The sequence below is a fragment of the Bacillus sp. FAU20 genome, from assembly GCF_056033865.1.
The window spans coordinates 508,468-528,141 of record NZ_JBVYHY010000021.1 but is presented as its reverse complement, the minus strand read 5'-3'; the positions used below and the strand labels follow the sequence as shown (position 1 = coordinate 528,141).

Sequence of the window (19,674 nt, the reverse complement as noted above, 5' to 3'; positions counted from 1 at the left end):
ATATCTAGTTTTTTCTTAAATAGTGTTGCCATATAAGGCTCTTTACCTAAAAAATCCGACTTACATTTTTAAACAATTTTATTATGGGGAAAAAAATAATGAATGGGATCAAAATGTATTGATTATCATTAAATTATTCACTGAGATCCCCGCGATAAAACAAGAACAGCCATATAAAACTTACAAAAATACAGCATGTAGCTAATAAACTGCCAATCATTTGAGGAGAAAGAATTTCTAACAGTCCTCCTGTAAAAAACATCGATAACTGAATAAGAGATGCGTAAATGGAATAATGGAATGAAAAAACTTTACCTATCATATTTTCGTGTGTATAAGTTTGAAGTAATGTCGTATCAAGTGGAACGATGATTCCTCCTGCTATGCGCATACAGAATAAAGTAATGATACCGATAATAAGTTGATCGGATAGAATGAATCCGAGAAAGAAAATTCCTTGTAGTAAGTAGGCCCAACCGAATACTTTTTTCATTTTTTCTTTATTATGGGATATATAAAGATTAACGAGAAGGCTTCCTATCATAAGCCCAGCCCCTTGAACCGTATATAAAATCCCAATGTTCGTATGGAAAATTTTTTCGGCATAGATCGTTAGAAGTAGTTGATAAGCGCCTCCAATAATTCCCCATGAAATGCCGACAAGAATTAATGTTAAAATGATTTTTGTTTGTAATATGTATGTATAACCACCTTTTATATCAGTGAAAAATGTTTTGTTCTTGTTACAAGTATCATGAGCAGGAATACTCATATTATAAATAAAATAGGCTGAAATAAAGTATGATAGGCTATTTACTAAAAAAGCGAACTCAATATGTAAAGATTGTGCAATTACTCCGCCCAAAGAAGCTCCCATAATAGACATAAAAGCATTAATTGTACTAGAAAGAGAGTTAGCAGTTACGAAATGATTTTGGTGTACAATATTTTTTAGGGTTGCTTGTTTAGCCGGTTCAAATGAACAAGAAAGTACAGATAAACATATATTAGCAATGAAAATAATCTCAATTTTATAGCCTGCGAGTAAGTATGTAAGGACTAGAATTCCCCGTGTAATATCGGTAAAAATCATAATATTCTTTTTAGAGAAACGATCTACAATTCCGCCTATGAATGGACTAAGAAGAAGCTGTGGTAAACTTTTACTTATAAAAGTAAGTGCGATCATAAACGGCGATTCCGTTATGCTGTAGACAAATGTTAATAAAGCTACCGTATGGAACCAATCCCCAAGTACACTTAATGTTTGCCCATAAAATAGTTTATTGAAGTTTTTATTTGTTTTAAGAAGTTTGGAATAAGAAACTGACATAAATAGATTAATCCTTATGTAATGATGATGCTTGAACTTGTTTTTTCCATTCGCTTAAATACACTTTTTCCTCTGTAGGAAGTCCAACAGGTAATTGTGCTTCGTAAAGACCTTTAATCATTGTAATCCTCCTTAGTAAAATGTTTCTTATTCTATATTAAACAATATTTTGTTAGTTGAAATCGCAAATAAGAGGGATATAAATTCATACGAAAGTATGAAAAAAACAGCTCAAATATGAGCTGTTTTTCTATAGTTTTTCGTTCATTTGTCAAGGATAGGATATATTAATATCCGTATCCACCGCCACCCCAACAGCTACATCCGATGATGATTAGAAGGATGAATAGTACGATAAGCAAAGCAAATCCACCGCCGAAACCAGCGCAACTTCCACCATAACTCATATGTTTTCCTCCTTTTTAGTAAGTTAATCTATATGGTTCATGGACTACTATATACAGTATGTTTTTTGTATAGAAAACGAGCCAGTCTCATTTATAATTAGACAAATACCTGTAGATTCATTAGGATTGTATGTTAGTGATTTGTAAATAAATCTTTACGTAATCCGTAATTTAGGCATAGAAAAATAAAAAATTGTAAAAAAAACCATTTTTTTATTTTTTTATGAGAGAATATGTACTATAATTTTACAAGTAATATTATGGGAAAAGGGAGTTTTAGTATAGAGATGGAGATGGGACAATTACAAAATAAAATAGAAAACAAAAAGAAAGAGTTAATTCAACTTGTTGCGAGGCACGGATTGGATCATGATAAAGTTTTGTTATTCAGCCGAGATTTAGATATACTAATTAATAAGTTTATGAATATAAAAGACAAAGTGCATAAATAAAGAATTTATAGTTTTTTATATTAAGATGTTTAACAGAAAGGGGAGGACAGTAATTGGAACATTTACAGGAAGAATTGTATAAACAAATAAAAGAAGAAAAAGGTACAGTTACAATTTTCTTAAAGAGTGGCGTTAGAATAGTAGGAGAAGTTGTTGGAGTGGATAAATTTACAGTTTTAATCTTAGTGGATGGAAAACAACAGCTTATTTATAAGCAGGCTATATCAACAATAATGAAATAAGACACTCTTATTGAGTGTCTTATTTCATTATTGCTTGCATGCCTCAACATCAATGCCGGCAGCAATTAACTTCTTTTCTCCATCTTGTTCAATAATTTTTTGTAATTTAGATAGGAAAGAATCAAAGTTTGTATGCTTTGCTACTTGGAACGTCATTTTATGTTCAATTGGTAGCCACGTATCAATATCAGCTTCGTTATGTTGGATTTTCACCTCAAGTTTATCGAGTGCATTAGCAACTTTTGCTTCGTACGTTTCTTTCGCTTCAAACTCCATCCATAAGTCATATAATTCCTCGCCGAGAGAACCTGTTAACGTTTGTTTAATATTTAAAATAGCCTCTAGTTCATTTTTTTGTTTTTGTAGCTGTAATTCGTGACTATTCATTGTATCAAAAGCAGGAATATCACCAGCTTCGGCTTCGACTAGGTCGTGAATAATAACCATTTTAAGTAATTTCTCAATACTTACTTTTTGATCCAAATAAGGTTCAACTAAAATGGCCATTAGAGACATACGCCATGTATGTTCGGCAACACTTTCTTGACGCCCGTTGGAAAGCCAGCTATGTCGCATTTCATATTTTAGTTTTTCTGCTAATGCAATGACTTGTAAAATGTTGTCTTCCATCGTCATCCTCCTCATTTATTCATACCATAATTCTAATATAGAAATGAAATGTGTCAATTTCATGAGTATATTGCGATAAACAGATGATAAGCGTATAATACATGTTATATGTGAAAACGTATTATTAAAATAAAAAAATGTTATATAAAAATGGAAAGGAAAGGGCAGAAATATGGGAGAGAAAAATCAAGTATTAGCTAGACCACAAAGAAGAAAAAGGAAGTTTGATATTTCTAGCCCAGTGGGCATTATAGTAGGTTTCATTATAGTGATAGCGGCAATTATGCTTGGCGGCGGTGGAATAAAAGCTTTCAAAAACTTTTTAGATGTTTCATCTATTTTAATTGTCATAGGGGGAACTACAGCGACAATTGTTGTGGCATATCGATTTGGAGAAATAAAAAAATATACGAAAAGCATTTTTACTGTTTTACATAGAAGAGAAGAAGATTTAGAACAGTTAACGGATTTGTTTGTCGATTTTTCGAAAAAGTCTAAAAAGCACGGCTTACTTTCTTTAGAGGTAGATGGGGAGCAAGTAGACAATCCTTTTATTCAAAAAGGAATTCGATTAATGTTAAGCGGTTACGATGAAGATGAATTAAAAGAAGTGTTATTGAAAGATATTGAAACGGAAGTGTATGAGTTAAGAAAAGGAGCAGCATTATTAGATAAAATTGGTGATTTTGCTCCAGCTTGGGGAATGATTGGTACGTTAATCGGTCTTATCATTATGCTCCAAAACTTACAAGATACATCGCAAATTGGTACAGGAATGGCAGTTGCGATGTTAACGACATTATATGGGTCTGTACTTGCGAATATGATTGCAATCCCTCTTGCGGAAAAAGTATATCGTGGTATTGAAGATTTATATACAGAGAAGAAGTTTGTAATAGAAGCAATTTCAGAATTGTATCGTGGACAAATCCCTTCTAAATTAAAGTTGAAACTGGATACATATGTATACGAAACAAAGGTAAAAAAGGTAAAAGGAGCAGCCTAATATTTCAAGGAGTGGTATGATGAGTAAAGGACCGCAAAAGGGATCGCCTCGTTGGATGACGACTTTTACAGATTTAACGATGTTATTATTAACTTTCTTTGTATTACTAGTTGCTACATCAAAGCAAGATGCAGTAAAATTGTCAAAGATGCTTGAAAAGTTTAGTGATACGGGGCAAGTAGATGCAAAAGTAATGGAAAATACAATACCGGATATTTCACATGAAAAAAATGATGAAAAAATGATTTCAAAAAAGAGAATGGATGAATTATATAAGAAGTTAAAAGCGTATGTAGATAATAACGGTATTAGTCAAGTGAATGTATATCGAGAGGATACAGGGGTAAGCGTCGTTATAGTAGATAATTTAATATTTGATACAGGCGATGCGAACGTTAAGCCCGAAGCGAAAGGGATAATAAGTCAATTAGTTGGATTTTTTCAATCCGTACCTAACCCCATTGTTGTAGAGGGACATACAGATAGTAGACCTATTCATAACGAGAAATTCCCCTCTAACTGGGAGTTATCTTCAGCACGAGCGGCAAATATGATTCACCATTTAATTGAAGTGTATAATGTGGACGATAAAAGGCTAGCTGCGGTAGGATATGCAGACACAAAGCCAATTGTACCAAATGATTCACCGCAAAACTGGGAAAAAAACCGTCGCGTTGTTATTTATATAAAAGAGTAGTATATTATTATTTTAATAATAAAATACTAAAAATACGAAAATTCTTTTAAAAAAATATTAAATTTTATCATTTTATTTTGTATAATGAGTGAGAATGATAAGGTGAAATATTAAGATATATTTATACATAGAAGGAGAGAATTAAAAAGAATGGCACATAAAATTTTAGTAGTAGATGATGCGATGTTTATGCGAACGATGATTAAAAACTTATTAAAAAGTAATGCTGAATTTGAAGTTATCGGCGAAGCAGAGAATGGGGTAGAAGCAATTCAAAAGTATAAAGAACTTCAACCTGATATTGTAACATTAGATATTACTATGCCAGAAATGGATGGGCTTGAAGCATTAAAAGAAATTATTAAAATTGATTCAAGTGCAAAGGTTGTTATTTGTTCTGCAATGGGACAACAAGGTATGGTATTAGATGCAATTAAGGGCGGGGCAAAAGACTTTATTGTAAAGCCATTCCAAGCGGATCGTGTAATTGAAGCTTTAACAAAAGTAGCAAATAGTTAATATAGAAGGGGTGCCACAAGGAATCAAAACAGTGATAGCGGATCGACGTGTGGCCCCCTTTTTTCTCATTGTAAAACACTAAATTGTTATACATAAATGAAATGTTTGTTAGACAGGTAGGGGATAAAAATGCAAACAGATCTATTAAATATATTTTTCGAAGAGTCAGAAGAACATTTACAGTCGCTAAATGAAAATGTGCTAGTGTTAGAACAAAATCCTGCTGATATGGATGTTGTAGGAGAAATATTCCGATCCGCTCATACATTCAAAGGTATGTCTGCGAGCATGGAATTTACGGAGATGGCTGATTTAACGCATAAGATGGAAAATGTGTTAGATGAAATTCGTCATGGAAATATAGTTGTAAATGCGGATATTATTGATGTAATTTTTGAGTGCATTGATAATTTGGAGAAGATGGTTGCAGATGTGCAACAAGGTGGAATGGGCAATATTGATGTAGTCTCAACTAAACAGAAATTAGAAGCATTATTGAACGGCAATGTAGAAACTCCTACGGAACATATAGAGCAAAATCATATAGACAACGATGATGCAGTTTCGCATGAAGTGCATATAACAGTTGAACAGCAGGCAATTTTAAAAGCAGTACGTGCCATTATGTGTATTGAAGCATTGCAAAATGTAGGGAATATACAAAAAACAGCTCCGAGTATTGAAGAAATTGAAGCAGATGCTTTCGGATTTGAATTTACAGTATTTATGGATACGGATTGTAGTATAGAAGAATTGAAACAAGTAGTACTTCATGTTTCTGAAATTGAGAAAGTGGAAGTAAAGCAAGGAGAACCTATATCGAAGGAAGTAGCTTCTAAAAAAGTCGTTACACAAGAAGTTGTGCAAGTAGAAGAAAAGCTACAACCAGCTGTGGTTACGCAAGTAAAATCACCGGTAGAGGCAACGAATCAACCTTCAAGTGCTATGCCGGCTAAAAGTACTACAAAAACGAAAAATGCTAAAGTGGAGAATCGTTCAATTCGTGTTCAATTAGAGAAAATCGAAAGATTAATGAATATGTTTGAAGAAAGTGTAATTGAACGTGGGCGCATTGATGAATTGGCTCAAACGATTCAAAACAAGGAGCTAATTGAACATTTAAATCGATTAGGCGATATTTCAAAAGATATTCAAAATGTACTATTAAATATGCGTATGGTGCCGATTGAAACTGTATTCAATCGTTTCCCACGTATGGTACGTATGTTAGCGAAAGATTTAGGGAAAAAAATCGATTTACAAATTACAGGTGAAGATACTGAAGTAGATAAAATTGTTATTGATGAAATCGGTGATCCGCTCGTTCATTTAATTCGAAATGCAATCGATCACGGTGTAGAAACTGTTGAAAAACGACGTGATGCAGGTAAAAATGAGACAGGTACGATTAAATTAGAAGCCTTTCATAGTGGAAATCATGTCGTTATTCAAATTACGGATGATGGAAACGGTATTAATAAAGGGAAAGTATTAGAAAAAGCGATTAAAAATGGCGTTGTAACTGAAGCGGATGCGAATAGATTAACAGATCGTGAAGTGTTTGATCTTATTTTCCAACCAGGATTTAGTACAGCTGAAGTTGTATCAGATCTTTCTGGACGCGGTGTCGGATTAGATGTTGTAAAACATACGATTCATAGTTTAGGTGGGCATTTAATTATTGATTCTGAGGAAGGAAAGGGAAGTACATTTAGAATTGAACTTCCATTAACGTTATCTATTATTCAATCTATGCTTATTCAAACGAATGATAAGCGTTATGCTTTACCTCTTGGAAATATCGTTGAAGCGATTCGAATTAAGAGAGAAGACATCCAATCCTTACAAGGAAAAGATGTGTTAAATTATCGTAATCAAATTATTGAAGTGAAACATTTAAGTACTGTATTTGGTGAAAAAACAGTAGATGAGGCGTTTGCGTCATATGATGGTCAAATGGTTCCTGTGTTAATTGTTCGTAACACACATCGCAGCTATGGACTTATTGTAAACACAATTATCGGTCAAAGAGAAATAGTCTTAAAGTCATTAGGTGACTTCTTTGCAGAGAGTTCTAACTATTTCTCTGGTGCGACGATTCTCGGTGATGGACGAGTGGTCCTCATTTTAAACCCAGAAGGTTTATAATAGGAATGAAGGAAAGCTCCCCACTTGTATACAATTGGGGAGCTTTTTGGCTAATCGTTACGAATCTAATAATGGGAATACATACATATTAACGTTTTATATAATAATTTTGCTAAAATAAAATAAGAGTTTATATTATTTGATAGAAAAACAGAAATGAGGAGGCAGGGAAAATGCCTGAGCAACACACAAAAGGGGATACGAGCACGATTGTGCTAGAAAAAGAAAATGAGCATTTAACGCCCCAAGAATGCGATATTCTTGGCGAAATTGCAAATATATCATTTGGTTCAGCTTCGACTGTATTATCAACAATTTTAAATAGGCAAGTAAGCATTACTGCTCCTCGTATAGAGTTGGTAGATTTATATGATTCAAGAGATGTCGAAGTTCCACATGTTGTATTAAACATTCATTTTACAAAAGGATTAGATATGGAAAACCTTCTTGTTCTTAAGCAAGATGTTGCATTGTCCATTGCTGATTTAATGATGATGGGAACAGGTGAAGTGGAGGACGGAAAAGAACTTGGTGAATTAGAGCTAAGTGCTGTACAAGAAGCGATGAATCAAATGATGGGATTCGCAGCTACATCTATGTCGGAATTCTTCCAAGATACAGTAGATATGTCTCCGCCGACGATTAAAGTTGTAAAGTTATCAGAAGAAATGGAGAAAATCTCTGAAATCGATGGGAATCATACGATTGTTAAAGTATCGTTTGATTTAAAGATAGATAATCTTGTAAACTCTAAACTTGTACAAATTGTTTCAGTTGAGCATGCGAAACAAATGGTAAATAAATTAATGCAATTATCTGGTGGAGTAGAAGAAACAGACGAACCAGCAGAAGTAGTGGAAACTGAGATTGTAGAAGAACAAGTTGAAAAAGAGCATTTAACACAAGAAGAGAAAGATGTTCTTGGTGAAATTGCAAATATTTCAATTGGTTCCGCTTCAACAGTATTGTCAACGCTTTTAAATCAACCAGTTACAATTAGTACACCAAATGTGGAAGCAATCAATGTTCGTCATTATGATGGAGTACCAGTACCATTTGTTATTTTAAATGTCGACTTTGTTGAAGGGCTAAAGAATGAGAATGTATTCGTATTTACGAAAGATGTTGCCTTAACAATGGTAGATTTAATGATGATGGGAACAGGGGAAGTTGACCCAGAAAAAGAGCTTACTGAATTAGAACTGAGCGGTATTAAAGAAATTATGAACCAAATGATGGGTCATGCTGCTACGGCGATGTCAGAAATGTTTCAAGAAAAAATGGACATGACGCCTCCAAATGTTAAATTTGTAACGTTAAAAGAAGAAATGGAATATTTGGGAGAGTCAATGGAAGTGGACGAACTCGTTCAAATTACGTTCAATCTTGAAATTGGCGATCTGCTTCAATCGAAGATGTATCAAATTTTGCCAATTTCCGAAGCGAAAGAAATGGTAAGGCGACTTCTGTATCCGATGGTGGAAGAAGAAGAGATTGCCACAGAAGAAATTGAAGAAGAAAAAATTGTAGAACCAGTTGTGCAACCTATTGAATTTAAAGAAGTAAAACAAATGGAACCAGTATATATGGACACGTCCATTCTACAAAATGTAGAAATGAATGTGAAATTTGTATTTGGAAGTACAGTGAAAACGATTCAAGATATATTAAGTTTACAAGAAAATGAAGCAGTTGTACTAGATGAGGATATTGATGAACCGATTCGTATTTATGTAAATGATGTATTAGTGGCGTATGGTGAACTTGTAAATGTAGATGGATTTTTCGGAGTAAAAGTGACGAAATCACTATAAGGCATTGAAATAGGAGTTTGAACTAGTAGATGAAAAACGTAAAGTTTTTTCTAATGAGTTGGCTATGCATACATGTGTGCTTGTTCTTCCCCTTGCAAAGTCAGGCTGAGGAACAAATTGAGCCAGATCAAAAAATAAATGAAGTGAATGTACAAGAAGAAAATAAGGAATCTCAAAAATCTTCAGAGCAAGTGGAAACGAAACAAGATGAAGAGGAACAAAAAGAAGCAGAACAAGAAGCAAAACAACAAGAAGTAGTAAATAAACAATTGAATGAAAGAAAGATAGAAACAGAACAGGGAATTATTACAGTAAATAAGCCGGAGCTTAAAGTTGGCGAAGAAGTGCGAATTGCTGTAGAACCAAATGGGAAAAACATTCAAAGTATGAAAGGTATATTGCAGTTACAAAAAAATGGCGAGCAATATGCGCAAGAAAGAATACTATCTTTTGAGTATGATGAAGAAACGAAGAGTTGGGTTGCTAACTATAAAGCAGGGGATTTTGATTTGCAAGGTGATTGGAATCTTCAGCTTGTTCAAAGTTACAAAGAGAATGAGAAAGAAGAGCTCATAAAAAATGAAGTGAAAGTCCCACTCATTCGTATTAAAAATGAAACGCCAACTATAGATAAAGAATTGCCAAAGTTACAGAAAGTTACTATTGATGAAGTAAAAGAGAACTTAGTTGAACGAAAACAGGGAGATTCTATACATCTACGAGTAAAAGCGTCAGATATAGAATCGGTTGTAAAAGAAGTGCGCGTTACATTAAAAGGGAAAGCAAATAAAGAGCTTTCGTTTTTATTAGACTACAACAAGCATGATATGGATTGGCAAAAAGTATTTGAAATAACAGAAGCATTGCCGGCTGGTCCATATGAATTACTTATAGAGATAGTAGATGCAGCAGGTAATAAACTTGTTGAGAAAAGTGAATATATCATTTCTATTTTGGCACCAAAAAACGAAGATGATAAAAAGATAGAAGAGAAAGAGAAAGAGAAAGAGAAAGAGAAAGAAGATAAATTAGATAATAAACTAGAAAATGAATTAGAAGATAAGAAAGAAAATGAGAAGCAAGAAGATTTGAAAGTCAAAAACCCGCTTCCAGAAGAAAAATTGCCAGTTGTTCAAATTCCGAAGCAAGATGAGAAAGTAAATAAGTTTATAAAAGAACCGTTGAAAGAGAAAGAGGAATTTACTTACGTTATAAAAGAGCCGTTCGAAGACAACAAGGAAGTACATAAGGCGAAGGACCAAAAAGAGAAAAATAACAAACAAGTTGTCTCTAAAAAGAAAGAACAAAAAGAAGAAACGAAAGACAAGGAAGAAGAAAAAGGTGAACAGGGAGTACAAGCTTCGGATGTATTTACTATCATGTCAGGTTTGTTCGTACTGTTTTTAGTTTTAAAGAGTAATAAAGAATGGGGCTAATTATTTCATAGTAGTGGAGGCGCTTAAATGGAGATTAAACGTACGACAATTGAAGATAAGACGCTACAACCATTAAAACAGCCTGCAGCTATTTCGGAGCATGAAATCCAGAAAGAACGAAAGCGTAGCAATTTAGTGTTTACTGGACAGTCTAAAATTATTTCGAAAAATAATGAAATAGGTATTTTACTTGCAAGTTTAAGTGATGGAAAGATTATGAAGGAAATGCTTTCTAAAGAGATGGATACAGTGTTACAACTTTTTAAAAAGTTACATACATTATCTCAAGAAGGAAAGCAATCAGAAAAAGTATTTGAACAAGTAATTAGAAGTCTGCAAGGACTTATTAAGCAGGCGCATATAAAAGAACTTCCTTTGTTAGATGGAACATATGATTTCGCTGAAGTACAACTATCATTTGGTAGAAAAGTACATATTCCTTTACTAGATGTAAGTGCACTTATCTCTAGAGTGGAAAGTGATTCTTCAGAAGGAAATATAAATTTGATGGTAACGGTTATTACTGCTTATATAACGAAATTATCTAACGAAACAATTTTAATTAGCGTTACAGACCGCATTGCTAAAGATCGGGATGTAAGTGTATGGAGAGCGCTTGCGGAAATGAACATGACACAATTATCACAGGCATTGAAACAAACGATGCAAGAACATAAATGGTCTATGACGTTTCTTTTTCTCTTCATATGGATTGTCGGTATTATTTTAATTCGAGTTATGTAAAAAGGTCGTCACTCCATTGTGACGACCTCTTTTATATTTTTTCGTAGAAGAATGTATCAAATCGCTGAAGATTGTAACGCTCGGGTGTTAAAATTTGTTCCGTACTACCAACAAATAGTACACCGCCTTTTCGTAAAGAACGACTAAATTTTTCGTAAAGTTTTACTCTTGCTTCTTCTGTGAAATATATCATTACATTGCGACAAATAATCAAATCATAATTTGTATCGAATGACTGCATTAAAAGGTCATGTTGTTTAAAAGAGACGTTTTGTTTAATGTTTTGATGCAATGAATATAGATCATTCTCTTTTGTGAAATGACGTTCTTTCAAATCATTAGGTAATTCCTTTAACGAACGTTCTGTATATTGACCGCGTTTTGCAGTTTCTAAAATATGAAAATCAAGATCTGTTGCTTGAATTTCAAAACGAAATGGAGCTAGATGCTTTGATAAAATTAAAGAGAGTGTATATGGTTCTTCACCAGCAGCGCAAGCGGCACTCCATACCTTTAATTTTCCGCTATTTTGTTCGAGTAATTTTGGTAGTGCTTTTGACTCTAAAGTTTGCCATCGTTCTTTATTTCTAAAAAACTCTGAAACGTTAATTGTAATATAGTCAATAAAATTTAAAAATAAATTTTGATCAGCGCGTAATTTGTTTAAAAAATTAGTGTAGTTTTCGAAGCCTTTTCTCGAAATGAAAGCATCGATTCTACGGCGCATTCTATCTTGTTTATATGAAGCGATATCCATATTGAATTGTTGTTTAAAACTCGCGATAAAATGATCATAATCTTGTTCAATTATCATATTTACAATGGGCACAATAATGATATTGTGCCTCCCCCTTTACATCATACGAATTTTTTGTTCAAAGCTTTTTTTCATTTGCTTTTCATGTAATCCTGGTAAATCATAAATAACAGCATCAATACCTGCTTCTTTTGCAACATCGACAGGGATGACAGATGTATGTTTGTCCCCATTATAAAAACAGAGAACTAAATCAGTGTCTTCAATAATTTGTTTAACAAAAAACATATAATCTGATCGGTAAATGGAGTCAGAAGGATGATCAAAAGCAACATATTCGGCTCCGTGTTTTTTTAAGTAATCAATGACTTCTTGAAATTCATCTGTTATTGCTTGCAATGGTTGCAGCGTGTAAAGGCATAAATTTTGAGCGAGTCTTTCATTCTCAACGAAAAAACGAAGAACCTCATTTTCAATAGATTTATAACATAATATGTAAATTTTATGTTTGTGAGCATAGTCAGTTAAAAATTTTTTAATTTCTTCTTGATCTAATGCTGTTAATTGATTTGAACCACAAAGGAAAATATTCATAGAATTGTGCCACCTCATGCTAAATTGTAACATATCTTTTATAAAAAATAACTGCAAAATATTACTGTTCAGAGTATAATTATAAATAACTGGATTTTACGATTAAGTTTAGGAAGAAATAAAAAAATAAATAGGTGATATATATGCTACGTTCTATCTCGCATAATCCAATTTTATCGCATATACCGCCTGCTACTCAAATGCCGAAAGAAGCAAATGTCAGGACAGGACTTGCATTTTCGGATAATTTGCATGCAGATCCGAAAAAAGATAAATTACTAGAACAAATGGAAGCGTTTGTTGATAATATTGGAGAAATTAAAGAGAAAATTGAAATGGAATTAACGCTTGATAATGTAATGGAGTACAAAAATACAGTAAAATCATTTTTGAATTTTTACGTTGATAATGTATTGCAGTATAAAGATGTCATGTCTCGTCACCCACGTTACGGATATTCACAGAAAATGACGATTGTGAAACAGGCAGAAATGGGATTGAATGAATTAGAAGATGTTATGAATTTAATTAATACGAAAACAGGACATTTAGAAATGTTGAATCAAATTGGAGAAATCCATGGATTAATTGTGAATTTAGTCTTGTAAAAGGAAGGAAGCTATATGTACATACAATTATATGAAAAGCTCGTTATTATACAAAAGGCGTATGAAAATATTCAAGCGCTTGGAGAGCAAATATATGAGAATTTAAAAAGTAAAAATGTAAATGCAGTTCAAAAGTTACAAGTAGAGCAATTGCAGTACATTGATGGTTTAAAAGGGTTATCAAGCTCATTTGAAGAAATGGTTGTTCAGTTCTGTAAAGAACAAGGAGTTGAATCGTTTCGTGTAAGTGCGTTATTTTCGTATTTTTCTCAAGAAGAAATCGAAAAAATGGAAGAATTACAAAAAAACGTAACTGAATTAGAAGAGAATGTAAAAATGATTCTTTTGAAAAATCAATATTACTTAAACGTACTATTAAAAACTACAGAAAGTATTGTGGATTCTGTTTCTGAATATAACTTAGAGCGAAACAATAATTCGCAAATCTTTATGAACGAACTATTGTAAAGGAGAAGTGAAGCTTTATGAGATTATCTGATTATAATACACCGCTATCGGGCATGTTAGCGGCTCAAATGGGGTTACAAACAACGAAACAAAACTTGTCTAACATTCATACACCAGGTTATGTTCGTCAAATGGTGAATTACGGATCTGTTGGAGCAAGCAATGGTCATACGCCAGAACAGAGAATTGGTTACGGTGTACAAACGCTAGGTGTTGACCGTATTACTGATGAGGTAAAAACGAAGCAGTTTAATGATCAATTATCTCAGCTCTCTTATTATAACTACATGAATTCAACTTTATCACGTGTAGAGTCTATGGTTGGAACGACAGGGAAGAATTCATTATCTAGTTTAATGGACGGTTTCTTTAATGCCTTTCGTGAAGTAGCAAAAAATCCAGAGCAACCAAACTACTATGATACATTAATTTCTGAAACTGGGAAGTTCACAAGTCAAGTGAATCGTCTTGCAAAAAACTTAGATACAGTGGAAGCACAGACAGCAGAAGATATTGAAGCGCATGTTAATGAATTTAATCGTCTTGCTGCGAGTTTAGCAGAAGCGAATCATAAAATTGGACAAGCAGGTACACAAGTGCCGAATCAACTTTTAGACGAACGAGATCGCATCGTTACAGAGATGTCTAAGTATGCAAACATCGAAGTATCTTATGAATCTATGAATCCTAATATCGCGAGTGTTAGAATGAATGGTATTTTAACAGTAAATGGACAAGATACATATCCACTTCAATTAAATAAAGAAAAAGACCCAATGTCAGTTGAGATTTACGGTTCAGAAATCTCTGTAACTAGCGGAGCGATAAAATCAGCGATTGATACGAAAGCGAAGATTGTAGATTATAAAAAAAATCTCGAAGACTTAATGAGTTCAGTGAAAAAACAAGTGAATACAGTGATGGGAAAAGATTTCTTCGTTGGAGATTATGCGAAAGAGATGAAGTTAAATCCAGAATTCCAAAAAGATGTTTCGAAAATGAAAATATCTGCTGAAACAGCAAATAAACTAGCAGCAGTTACAGATGACGATTATAAAGAAGGTCTTTCTTATAAACAAGCATTAGACCAATTTATAGTTCGTGTTGCATCTGATAAAAGTGCAGTAAATGGTTATCAAAAAATTCATGGCGACTTACTAGAAGGTATTCAACAAGAAAAAATGAGCGTTGAAGGTGTAAATATGGAAGAGGAAATGGTAAATTTAATGGCCTTCCAAAAATATTTCGTCGCAAACTCTAAAGCTATTACTACGATGAATGAAGTGTTTGATAGTCTATTTTCGATTATTCGATAAGTGATAATAATTGATTGGAAATATATAAGGAGGAGATAGAAATGAGAGTATCTACATTTCAAAATGCAAACTGGGCAAAGAATCAGTTAATGGATTTGAATGTGCAACAACAATACCATAGAAACCAAGTAACTTCAGGGAAGAAAAATCTTCTTATGAGTGAAGATCCACTTGCAGCGAGTAAATCATTTGCGATTCAACATTCATTGGCGAATATTGAACAAATGCAAAAAGATTTAGCTGACTCAAAAAATGTATTAACACAAACTGAAAATACTTTACAAGGTATTTTTAAATCTTTAACGAGAGCAGATCAATTAACGGTACAGGCATTAAATGAGCCAAATGGTGAAAAAGAATTGAAAGCCATCGGTGCAGAGATTGATCAAATTTTAAAACAAGTTGTATATTTAGCGAATACGAAAGAGCAAGGTCGTTATATTTTCGGTGGTGATAGTGCAGAAAAGTCACCATTTACAGAAGATGGTACGTACCAGGGTGGACAAAATGATGTGAACTGGCAACTAAATGACGGTTATGAGTTAAAGGCATTCCGTAACGGAGAAGCATTATTATCCCCAGTTATAAAAACGTTAAAACAGATGAGCGAAGCGATGCAAAAAGGTGACCAAAAAGCGTTACAACCGTTATTAGGAGAAAATAAGAAAAACTTAGATGGCATCATTAACCGTACAACTGAAGTTGGTTCAACAATGAACACAATGGAGACGTTTAAAACAATTTTAAGTGAGCAAAATTTAGCGCTTCAAGAAAACCGTAAAGAAATTGAGGATGTTGATTTAGCGGTCGCAATTTCTGACTTGGCATATATAAATGCGACGTATGAAGCGACGCTTAAAGCGGTTAGTACGATGAGTAAAACGAGTATTTTAGACTACATGTAATCTATAAGGAGTGAGAAAAATGGCAGGAACAACGATGACAGGTATTGGCGGTAGACAACAAATTTGGAACCTCGGAAATAATATGATCGATACTTCTAACTTCGTCGAATTAGAAATGAATGCTTTAGATATGAGGAAAACACCGTATACGAAGGAAAAGAATGATCTCACAAATGATAAACTATTATATACAAGTTTAAAATCAGAATTTAGTTCTTTCACACAAACGTTTAAAAACTTAGCGGCTTTTAAAGGGAATGAGAAAAAAGTAACTACAACACAAGACGGTTATATTAATGTAAAAGCTGATGGTGGTGCGATTGCAGGAACTTTTAATATGACGATTACACAGCTTGCACAGCGTCATCAAATAGCTTCAAATGAAATTAAAGATATAAATGCAAAGCTTCCTAAAGATGAAGTATTAAAACTAGGTGGTAAAGAATTAAAAGTAACAACTGATATGACATATAAAGATTTAATTAATAAGATTAATGATGGAGATTATGGCGTATCAGCTTATACACTTGGAAATAAAATTTTCATGACCTCGAAAAAAGAGGGAACAGATGGACAGATTAAGTTTGAGGCAAACACATCTACACTATTTCAAGATATGGGTTTAGCTAAGGCGGATGGAACAGCGCTCAATACAATCAATGAAGCACAAAATGCTATGTATACTATTAATGGTATCAAAGGGGAAGGTTCTACTAATACAATTGAAGCTCTTCCTGGTGTGAAAATTGAGTTGTTAAAGGTAACTGAGCCGAAAGTAGAAGGAGCGCTAGATGCTGGTACAACAACAGATCCAAAAGCAAAAGGTATAGATCTAAAATTTACAGTAAATGACTCAAACGTAACAGATGCATCGAATGTTATTAAAAAAATGGTAGCTGATTATAATAAAGCTGTTTCTACAGTAGATATCTTTGCTGGAAAAGGTGGAGCTTTCCAAGGTCAAGCTATTATGCAAAGTGTACGTCAGGCAATGAACAATGTCGTAACATTTTCTCAAGATGGTAATTATTTATTCACATTTGGTATTCAATTAAAGCAAGATGGAACGATGGAAGTTGATGACGAAAAGTTAACGAAAGCATTAAAAGAGAAGCCAGATGCAGCGAAGCAATTTTTCTTTAGTTCTAACGGTTTAGGAAAAATGATGGAAGAACCGCTTGATAAACTATTCGGTGATAAAGGTGTAGTTGGAGAGAGAGTAAAAAATATTGACTCACGTGTAAGTGATTTAGATAAAAAGATTCAAGATATTGAAAAGCAAAATTTGGACAAACAAAATGATATTGTGAAGAAGTATCAAAAGCTAGAGAGTACATTAGCGGCGCTTGATAGCCAACTAAAAACAATTAAAGCAATGACAAAACAAAAAAGTGATGATTAATGAAAGTTGAGGAAGTGATCGTATGCAAGCATGGCAACGTTATATGCAAAATGATATTATGACGAGTAATCCGATTAAAAATACAATTTTTATTTATGAAAGATGTATTGTAGAGTTTCGTAATTTAGAAGAACTTTTACATACTTTTAAATTACAAGAAGGGAACGCACTTCTTGAAAAATTAGAACGTATTTTTGAAGAACTAAAGCTTCAATTAAATCCTGAGATTACGAAAGATTTATATGATAGTCTCTATGGTTTATATGATTGGATTAGCATTCAAATTCAAACGATGAAAGTAACGCGTGAAGCGAAAGATATTGATGCAATTGTGAAAGTGTTACAAGATTTAATAGACGGTTACCGCGGAGCACTTGAAAATGAACAATGATATTTATCGGACGTTTGTCAGCTGTTTTAATGAAATCGGTGAATTGCAAGTGTCAGACAGAGAGTTTGCTGAGAAGAGTGAGATGTTAAATCGCTGGATGATGACATTGGATGAAGAAACGCGTGCGCAAGTTGCAGCGGAGGTAAGCCCATTCATTATTAAGGCAGCTCAACATATTCGAGATAAGCAAAAGATTTTGGAAGAAATGATTATGACAAATGATGGGCGAATGAAGGCTAATTCATTTTACGGTAAATATTAATAATAACGTCTGGAAACAGATTCCCCTTTTAAAAGGGGGTCTATTCCTTCGTTTACATAAAGAACTCCGCTGATTGAGGTTTCATTTTATGACTGTGATGAAAAAAATAATAGTAATCTAAATAATAGAAAAATGGACTTTAGTTTGTAGTTTATATATTGAAATGTTCTATAGATTACTATGTGTATACAGTTTTTTGCATTCTTTTTTTATATTTTTGTATTTTTCTAAAGACAACAATGAAAAAATGGAATAAAATATGTAAGGGTACATAATAGTAAATATTTTAATAAACGCATATAAGAAAATAAATAATGAAGTGAAACTTCTATCAGTGGATCATTACGTTAGAAAAGGAAGGGTGTGGAATATGCCAGATTTAGTGAGTGATGTAAGCCATTATATGAATTATTTAGTGACGAAACGAAATACTGTTTCTAGTAATATTGCAAATGCGAATACACCTGGCTATAAAGCACAAGATGTAACATTTGCTGAGCAGATGAATAAAAGTAGTGCGTTATATAAAAATAATGCGGCTGATTTAAAGAGCAATCCAGATTTATATCAAACGAATGAAATGCACTTACCGACAGTAAATACGAAAAATACATATGCAAAGATTCAAACAAAATCAATGCAAACGAATAAAGACGGAAATAGTGTGGATGTAACGACAGAAATGCTAGATTTAATGAAAGCAAATCAGTTATACGGTATTTCAATTAACGCAATTAATACACAATATGCAATTAACCAAGCGGCACGCGGACGTTAAAAGTAGAAGGAGAGACAACGGATGTTTCAGGCAATTAATGCAAGTGGCTCAGGGCTAACGACAGCGAGAAAGTGGATGGAAGTTACTTCTAACAATATTGTAAATGCAAATACGACGGCGGCTCCGGGGGCAGATTTATATGAGCGTCGTAGTGTGGTATTAGAATCAAACAATAGTTTTGCAAGTATGTTAGATGGGGCTCCTACTAATGGAGTAAAAATAAAAAGTATTGAAGCAGACAAAACGGAAAATTTAGTGTATGATCCGACGCATCCGCACGCAAATGAAGAAGGATATGTACGTTATCCAAATATTGATGTAACTGCTGAAATGACGAATGTAATGGTTGCTCAAAAAATGTATGAAGCGAATACGAGTGTATTAAATGCGAATAAAAAAATGCTTGATAAAGATTTAGAAATCGGCCGAGGATAAGGGGGAAGATCGTAATATGAAAATTCAACCAATGTTACATACACAACCATTTGGAGCAATTCAGTCAATTGGTGCACCGAAAACTTCTCAAACATCTGTAGCTCCGGAGAAAAAGTTTATTGATTTATTGGAAGATATGAATCAAACGCAAAACAATGCACAAACAGCAGTATATGATTTACTAACTAAAGGGGTAGGAGAAACACATGACGTTTTAATTCAGCAAAAGAAAGCTGAATCTCAAATGAAAACGGCTGCTCTCGTACGTGATAATCTTATTGAAAATTATAAGTCACTAATTAATATGCAAATTTAGGAAAGTGGACGGGT

The 19,674-nt window shown here is 33.4% G+C and carries 24 protein-coding genes; 19 read left to right on the top strand and 5 right to left on the bottom strand.

The features are described 5' to 3' along the window. Positions 1-133: 133 nt before the first annotated feature. Entirely contained in the window at positions 134-1,333 is a 1,200-nt protein-coding gene (locus AC0OM3_RS16480) for an MFS transporter (protein WP_474212437.1), read from the bottom strand. Positions 1,334-1,620: 287 nt separating this feature from the next. Beyond that, complete coding sequence (locus AC0OM3_RS16475) at positions 1,621-1,740, bottom strand: YjcZ family sporulation protein (RefSeq protein ID WP_000120179.1); 120 nt, start codon at positions 1,738-1,740, stop codon at positions 1,621-1,623. A 233-nt stretch (positions 1,741-1,973) separates the two neighbouring features. On the opposite strand from AC0OM3_RS16475, the gene AC0OM3_RS16470 reads away from it, so the two are divergent. Together AC0OM3_RS16470 and hfq are read left to right on the top strand one after the other, a co-directional pair. Beyond that, positions 1,974-2,192 carry an aspartyl-phosphate phosphatase Spo0E family protein gene (locus tag AC0OM3_RS16470; protein WP_000291691.1) on the top strand — a complete coding sequence of 73 codons (219 nt, stop codon included), beginning with the start codon at positions 1,974-1,976 and terminating at the stop codon, positions 2,190-2,192. A 53-nt stretch (positions 2,193-2,245) separates the two neighbouring features. Further along, entirely contained in the window at positions 2,246-2,434 is a 189-nt protein-coding gene (hfq, locus tag AC0OM3_RS16465) for an RNA chaperone Hfq (RefSeq protein WP_000400665.1), read from the top strand. Between the two features lie 27 nt (positions 2,435-2,461). Here hfq and AC0OM3_RS16460 read toward each other — a convergent pair whose 3' ends face one another. Then, on the bottom strand, positions 2,462-3,064 hold the full coding sequence (locus AC0OM3_RS16460; RefSeq protein WP_474212436.1) for an HD domain-containing protein: 603 nt from the start codon (positions 3,062-3,064) through the stop codon (positions 2,462-2,464). A 172-nt stretch (positions 3,065-3,236) separates the two neighbouring features. On the opposite strand from AC0OM3_RS16460, the gene AC0OM3_RS16455 reads away from it, so the two are divergent. The 7 genes from AC0OM3_RS16455 to AC0OM3_RS16425 all read left to right on the top strand — a co-directional run bounded on the left by AC0OM3_RS16455 (position 3,237) and on the right by AC0OM3_RS16425 (position 11,428). Then, positions 3,237-4,070, top strand: coding sequence for a flagellar motor protein MotP (locus AC0OM3_RS16455; RefSeq protein WP_000504191.1), 834 nt, complete (start codon positions 3,237-3,239; stop codon positions 4,068-4,070). Between the two features lie 19 nt (positions 4,071-4,089). Further along, entirely contained in the window at positions 4,090-4,767 is a 678-nt protein-coding gene (locus tag AC0OM3_RS16450; protein ID WP_000033627.1) for an OmpA family protein, read from the top strand. A gap of 150 nt (positions 4,768-4,917) precedes the next feature. After that, on the top strand, positions 4,918-5,286 hold the full coding sequence (locus AC0OM3_RS16445; protein ID WP_000940568.1) for a response regulator: 369 nt from the start codon (positions 4,918-4,920) through the stop codon (positions 5,284-5,286). Between the two features lie 129 nt (positions 5,287-5,415). Further along, on the top strand, positions 5,416-7,434 hold the full coding sequence (locus AC0OM3_RS16440; RefSeq protein WP_001192621.1) for a chemotaxis protein CheA: 2,019 nt from the start codon (positions 5,416-5,418) through the stop codon (positions 7,432-7,434). 173 nt (positions 7,435-7,607) lie between these two features. Next, positions 7,608-9,248 (top strand): flagellar motor switch protein, encoded by a 1,641-nt coding sequence (locus AC0OM3_RS16435; RefSeq protein WP_001115010.1) that lies wholly within the window; start codon positions 7,608-7,610, stop codon positions 9,246-9,248. Positions 9,249-9,277: 29 nt separating this feature from the next. After that, positions 9,278-10,684, top strand: a complete 1,407-nt coding sequence (locus AC0OM3_RS16430) for a transglycosylase (protein WP_474212434.1) — start codon at positions 9,278-9,280, stop codon at positions 10,682-10,684. Between the two features lie 27 nt (positions 10,685-10,711). After that, on the top strand, positions 10,712-11,428 hold the full coding sequence (locus tag AC0OM3_RS16425) for a hypothetical protein (RefSeq protein ID WP_000403967.1): 717 nt from the start codon (positions 10,712-10,714) through the stop codon (positions 11,426-11,428). Between the two features lie 31 nt (positions 11,429-11,459). On the opposite strand, the gene cheR is transcribed toward AC0OM3_RS16425, so the two are convergent. Together cheR and AC0OM3_RS16415 are read right to left on the bottom strand one after the other, a co-directional pair. Beyond that, positions 11,460-12,242: a protein-glutamate O-methyltransferase CheR gene (gene cheR / locus AC0OM3_RS16420; protein WP_000582876.1), complete on the bottom strand. Its 783-nt coding sequence runs from the start codon at positions 12,240-12,242 to the stop codon at positions 11,460-11,462. Between the two features lie 39 nt (positions 12,243-12,281). Beyond that, positions 12,282-12,779 carry a flagellar motor switch protein FliG gene (locus AC0OM3_RS16415; protein WP_001020107.1) on the bottom strand — a complete coding sequence of 166 codons (498 nt, stop codon included), beginning with the start codon at positions 12,777-12,779 and terminating at the stop codon, positions 12,282-12,284. 143 nt (positions 12,780-12,922) lie between these two features. On the opposite strand from AC0OM3_RS16415, the gene AC0OM3_RS16410 reads away from it, so the two are divergent. The 10 genes from AC0OM3_RS16410 to fliE all read left to right on the top strand — a co-directional run bounded on the left by AC0OM3_RS16410 (position 12,923) and on the right by fliE (position 19,660). Beyond that, complete coding sequence (locus AC0OM3_RS16410) at positions 12,923-13,387, top strand: YaaR family protein (RefSeq protein WP_000946323.1); 465 nt, start codon at positions 12,923-12,925, stop codon at positions 13,385-13,387. A gap of 15 nt (positions 13,388-13,402) precedes the next feature. Next, complete coding sequence (locus tag AC0OM3_RS16405) at positions 13,403-13,855, top strand: hypothetical protein (protein WP_000275887.1); 453 nt, start codon at positions 13,403-13,405, stop codon at positions 13,853-13,855. Between the two features lie 17 nt (positions 13,856-13,872). Beyond that, positions 13,873-15,171: a flagellar hook-associated protein FlgK gene (gene flgK / locus AC0OM3_RS16400; protein ID WP_474212431.1), complete on the top strand. Its 1,299-nt coding sequence runs from the start codon at positions 13,873-13,875 to the stop codon at positions 15,169-15,171. 41 nt (positions 15,172-15,212) lie between these two features. Then, a complete protein-coding gene (locus tag AC0OM3_RS16395) occupies positions 15,213-16,076 on the top strand; it encodes a flagellar hook-associated protein 3 (RefSeq protein WP_001266405.1) in 864 nt (287 codons plus the stop codon). 19 nt (positions 16,077-16,095) lie between these two features. Continuing rightward, positions 16,096-17,478, top strand: coding sequence for a flagellar hook-associated protein 2 (locus tag AC0OM3_RS16390; protein WP_474212429.1), 1,383 nt, complete (start codon positions 16,096-16,098; stop codon positions 17,476-17,478). A 22-nt stretch (positions 17,479-17,500) separates the two neighbouring features. Then, positions 17,501-17,869 (top strand): flagellar export chaperone FliS, encoded by a 369-nt coding sequence (locus AC0OM3_RS16385; RefSeq protein ID WP_416807903.1) that lies wholly within the window; start codon positions 17,501-17,503, stop codon positions 17,867-17,869. Beyond that, complete coding sequence (locus AC0OM3_RS16380; RefSeq protein WP_001058088.1) at positions 17,859-18,131, top strand: hypothetical protein; 273 nt, start codon at positions 17,859-17,861, stop codon at positions 18,129-18,131. Before AC0OM3_RS16385 ends, AC0OM3_RS16380 begins: the two co-directional genes overlap by 11 nt. 319 nt (positions 18,132-18,450) lie before the next feature. After that, positions 18,451-18,909, top strand: a complete 459-nt coding sequence (gene flgB, locus AC0OM3_RS16375) for a flagellar basal body rod protein FlgB (protein WP_370445031.1) — start codon at positions 18,451-18,453, stop codon at positions 18,907-18,909. Positions 18,910-18,930: 21 nt separating this feature from the next. After that, positions 18,931-19,344, top strand: coding sequence for a flagellar basal body rod protein FlgC (gene flgC / locus AC0OM3_RS16370; RefSeq protein ID WP_000484680.1), 414 nt, complete (start codon positions 18,931-18,933; stop codon positions 19,342-19,344). A gap of 16 nt (positions 19,345-19,360) precedes the next feature. Next, a complete protein-coding gene (gene fliE / locus AC0OM3_RS16365) occupies positions 19,361-19,660 on the top strand; it encodes a flagellar hook-basal body complex protein FliE (RefSeq protein WP_000701670.1) in 300 nt (99 codons plus the stop codon). The last annotated feature ends 14 nt before the right edge of the window (positions 19,661-19,674 follow it).

What these genes read in the sequence shown, in the direction of transcription:
- AC0OM3_RS16480 (WP_474212437.1), bottom strand. Translation starts at nt 1,333, where the DNA reads ATGTCAGTTTCTTATTCCAAACTTCTTAAAACAAATAAAAACTTCAAT.
- AC0OM3_RS16475 (WP_000120179.1), bottom strand. Translation starts at nt 1,740, where the DNA reads ATGAGTTATGGTGGAAGTTGCGCTGGTTTCGGCGGTGGATTTGCTTTG.
- AC0OM3_RS16470 (WP_000291691.1), top strand. Translation starts at nt 1,974, where the DNA reads ATGTACTATAATTTTACAAGTAATATTATGGGAAAAGGGAGTTTTAGT.
- AC0OM3_RS16460 (WP_474212436.1), bottom strand. Translation starts at nt 3,064, where the DNA reads ATGGAAGACAACATTTTACAAGTCATTGCATTAGCAGAAAAACTAAAA.
- AC0OM3_RS16455 (WP_000504191.1), top strand. Translation starts at nt 3,237, where the DNA reads ATGGGAGAGAAAAATCAAGTATTAGCTAGACCACAAAGAAGAAAAAGG.
- AC0OM3_RS16450 (WP_000033627.1), top strand. Translation starts at nt 4,090, where the DNA reads ATGAGTAAAGGACCGCAAAAGGGATCGCCTCGTTGGATGACGACTTTT.
- AC0OM3_RS16445 (WP_000940568.1), top strand. Translation starts at nt 4,918, where the DNA reads ATGGCACATAAAATTTTAGTAGTAGATGATGCGATGTTTATGCGAACG.
- AC0OM3_RS16440 (WP_001192621.1), top strand. Translation starts at nt 5,416, where the DNA reads ATGCAAACAGATCTATTAAATATATTTTTCGAAGAGTCAGAAGAACAT.
- AC0OM3_RS16435 (WP_001115010.1), top strand. Translation starts at nt 7,608, where the DNA reads ATGCCTGAGCAACACACAAAAGGGGATACGAGCACGATTGTGCTAGAA.
- AC0OM3_RS16430 (WP_474212434.1), top strand. Translation starts at nt 9,278, where the DNA reads ATGAAAAACGTAAAGTTTTTTCTAATGAGTTGGCTATGCATACATGTG.
- AC0OM3_RS16425 (WP_000403967.1), top strand. Translation starts at nt 10,712, where the DNA reads ATGGAGATTAAACGTACGACAATTGAAGATAAGACGCTACAACCATTA.
- cheR (WP_000582876.1), bottom strand. Translation starts at nt 12,242, where the DNA reads ATGATAATTGAACAAGATTATGATCATTTTATCGCGAGTTTTAAACAA.
- AC0OM3_RS16415 (WP_001020107.1), bottom strand. Translation starts at nt 12,779, where the DNA reads ATGAATATTTTCCTTTGTGGTTCAAATCAATTAACAGCATTAGATCAA.
- AC0OM3_RS16410 (WP_000946323.1), top strand. Translation starts at nt 12,923, where the DNA reads ATGCTACGTTCTATCTCGCATAATCCAATTTTATCGCATATACCGCCT.
- AC0OM3_RS16405 (WP_000275887.1), top strand. Translation starts at nt 13,403, where the DNA reads ATGTACATACAATTATATGAAAAGCTCGTTATTATACAAAAGGCGTAT.
- flgK (WP_474212431.1), top strand. Translation starts at nt 13,873, where the DNA reads ATGAGATTATCTGATTATAATACACCGCTATCGGGCATGTTAGCGGCT.
- AC0OM3_RS16395 (WP_001266405.1), top strand. Translation starts at nt 15,213, where the DNA reads ATGAGAGTATCTACATTTCAAAATGCAAACTGGGCAAAGAATCAGTTA.
- AC0OM3_RS16390 (WP_474212429.1), top strand. Translation starts at nt 16,096, where the DNA reads ATGGCAGGAACAACGATGACAGGTATTGGCGGTAGACAACAAATTTGG.
- AC0OM3_RS16385 (WP_416807903.1), top strand. Translation starts at nt 17,501, where the DNA reads ATGCAAGCATGGCAACGTTATATGCAAAATGATATTATGACGAGTAAT.
- AC0OM3_RS16380 (WP_001058088.1), top strand. Translation starts at nt 17,859, where the DNA reads ATGAACAATGATATTTATCGGACGTTTGTCAGCTGTTTTAATGAAATC.
- flgC (WP_000484680.1), top strand. Translation starts at nt 18,931, where the DNA reads ATGTTTCAGGCAATTAATGCAAGTGGCTCAGGGCTAACGACAGCGAGA.
- fliE (WP_000701670.1), top strand. Translation starts at nt 19,361, where the DNA reads ATGAAAATTCAACCAATGTTACATACACAACCATTTGGAGCAATTCAG.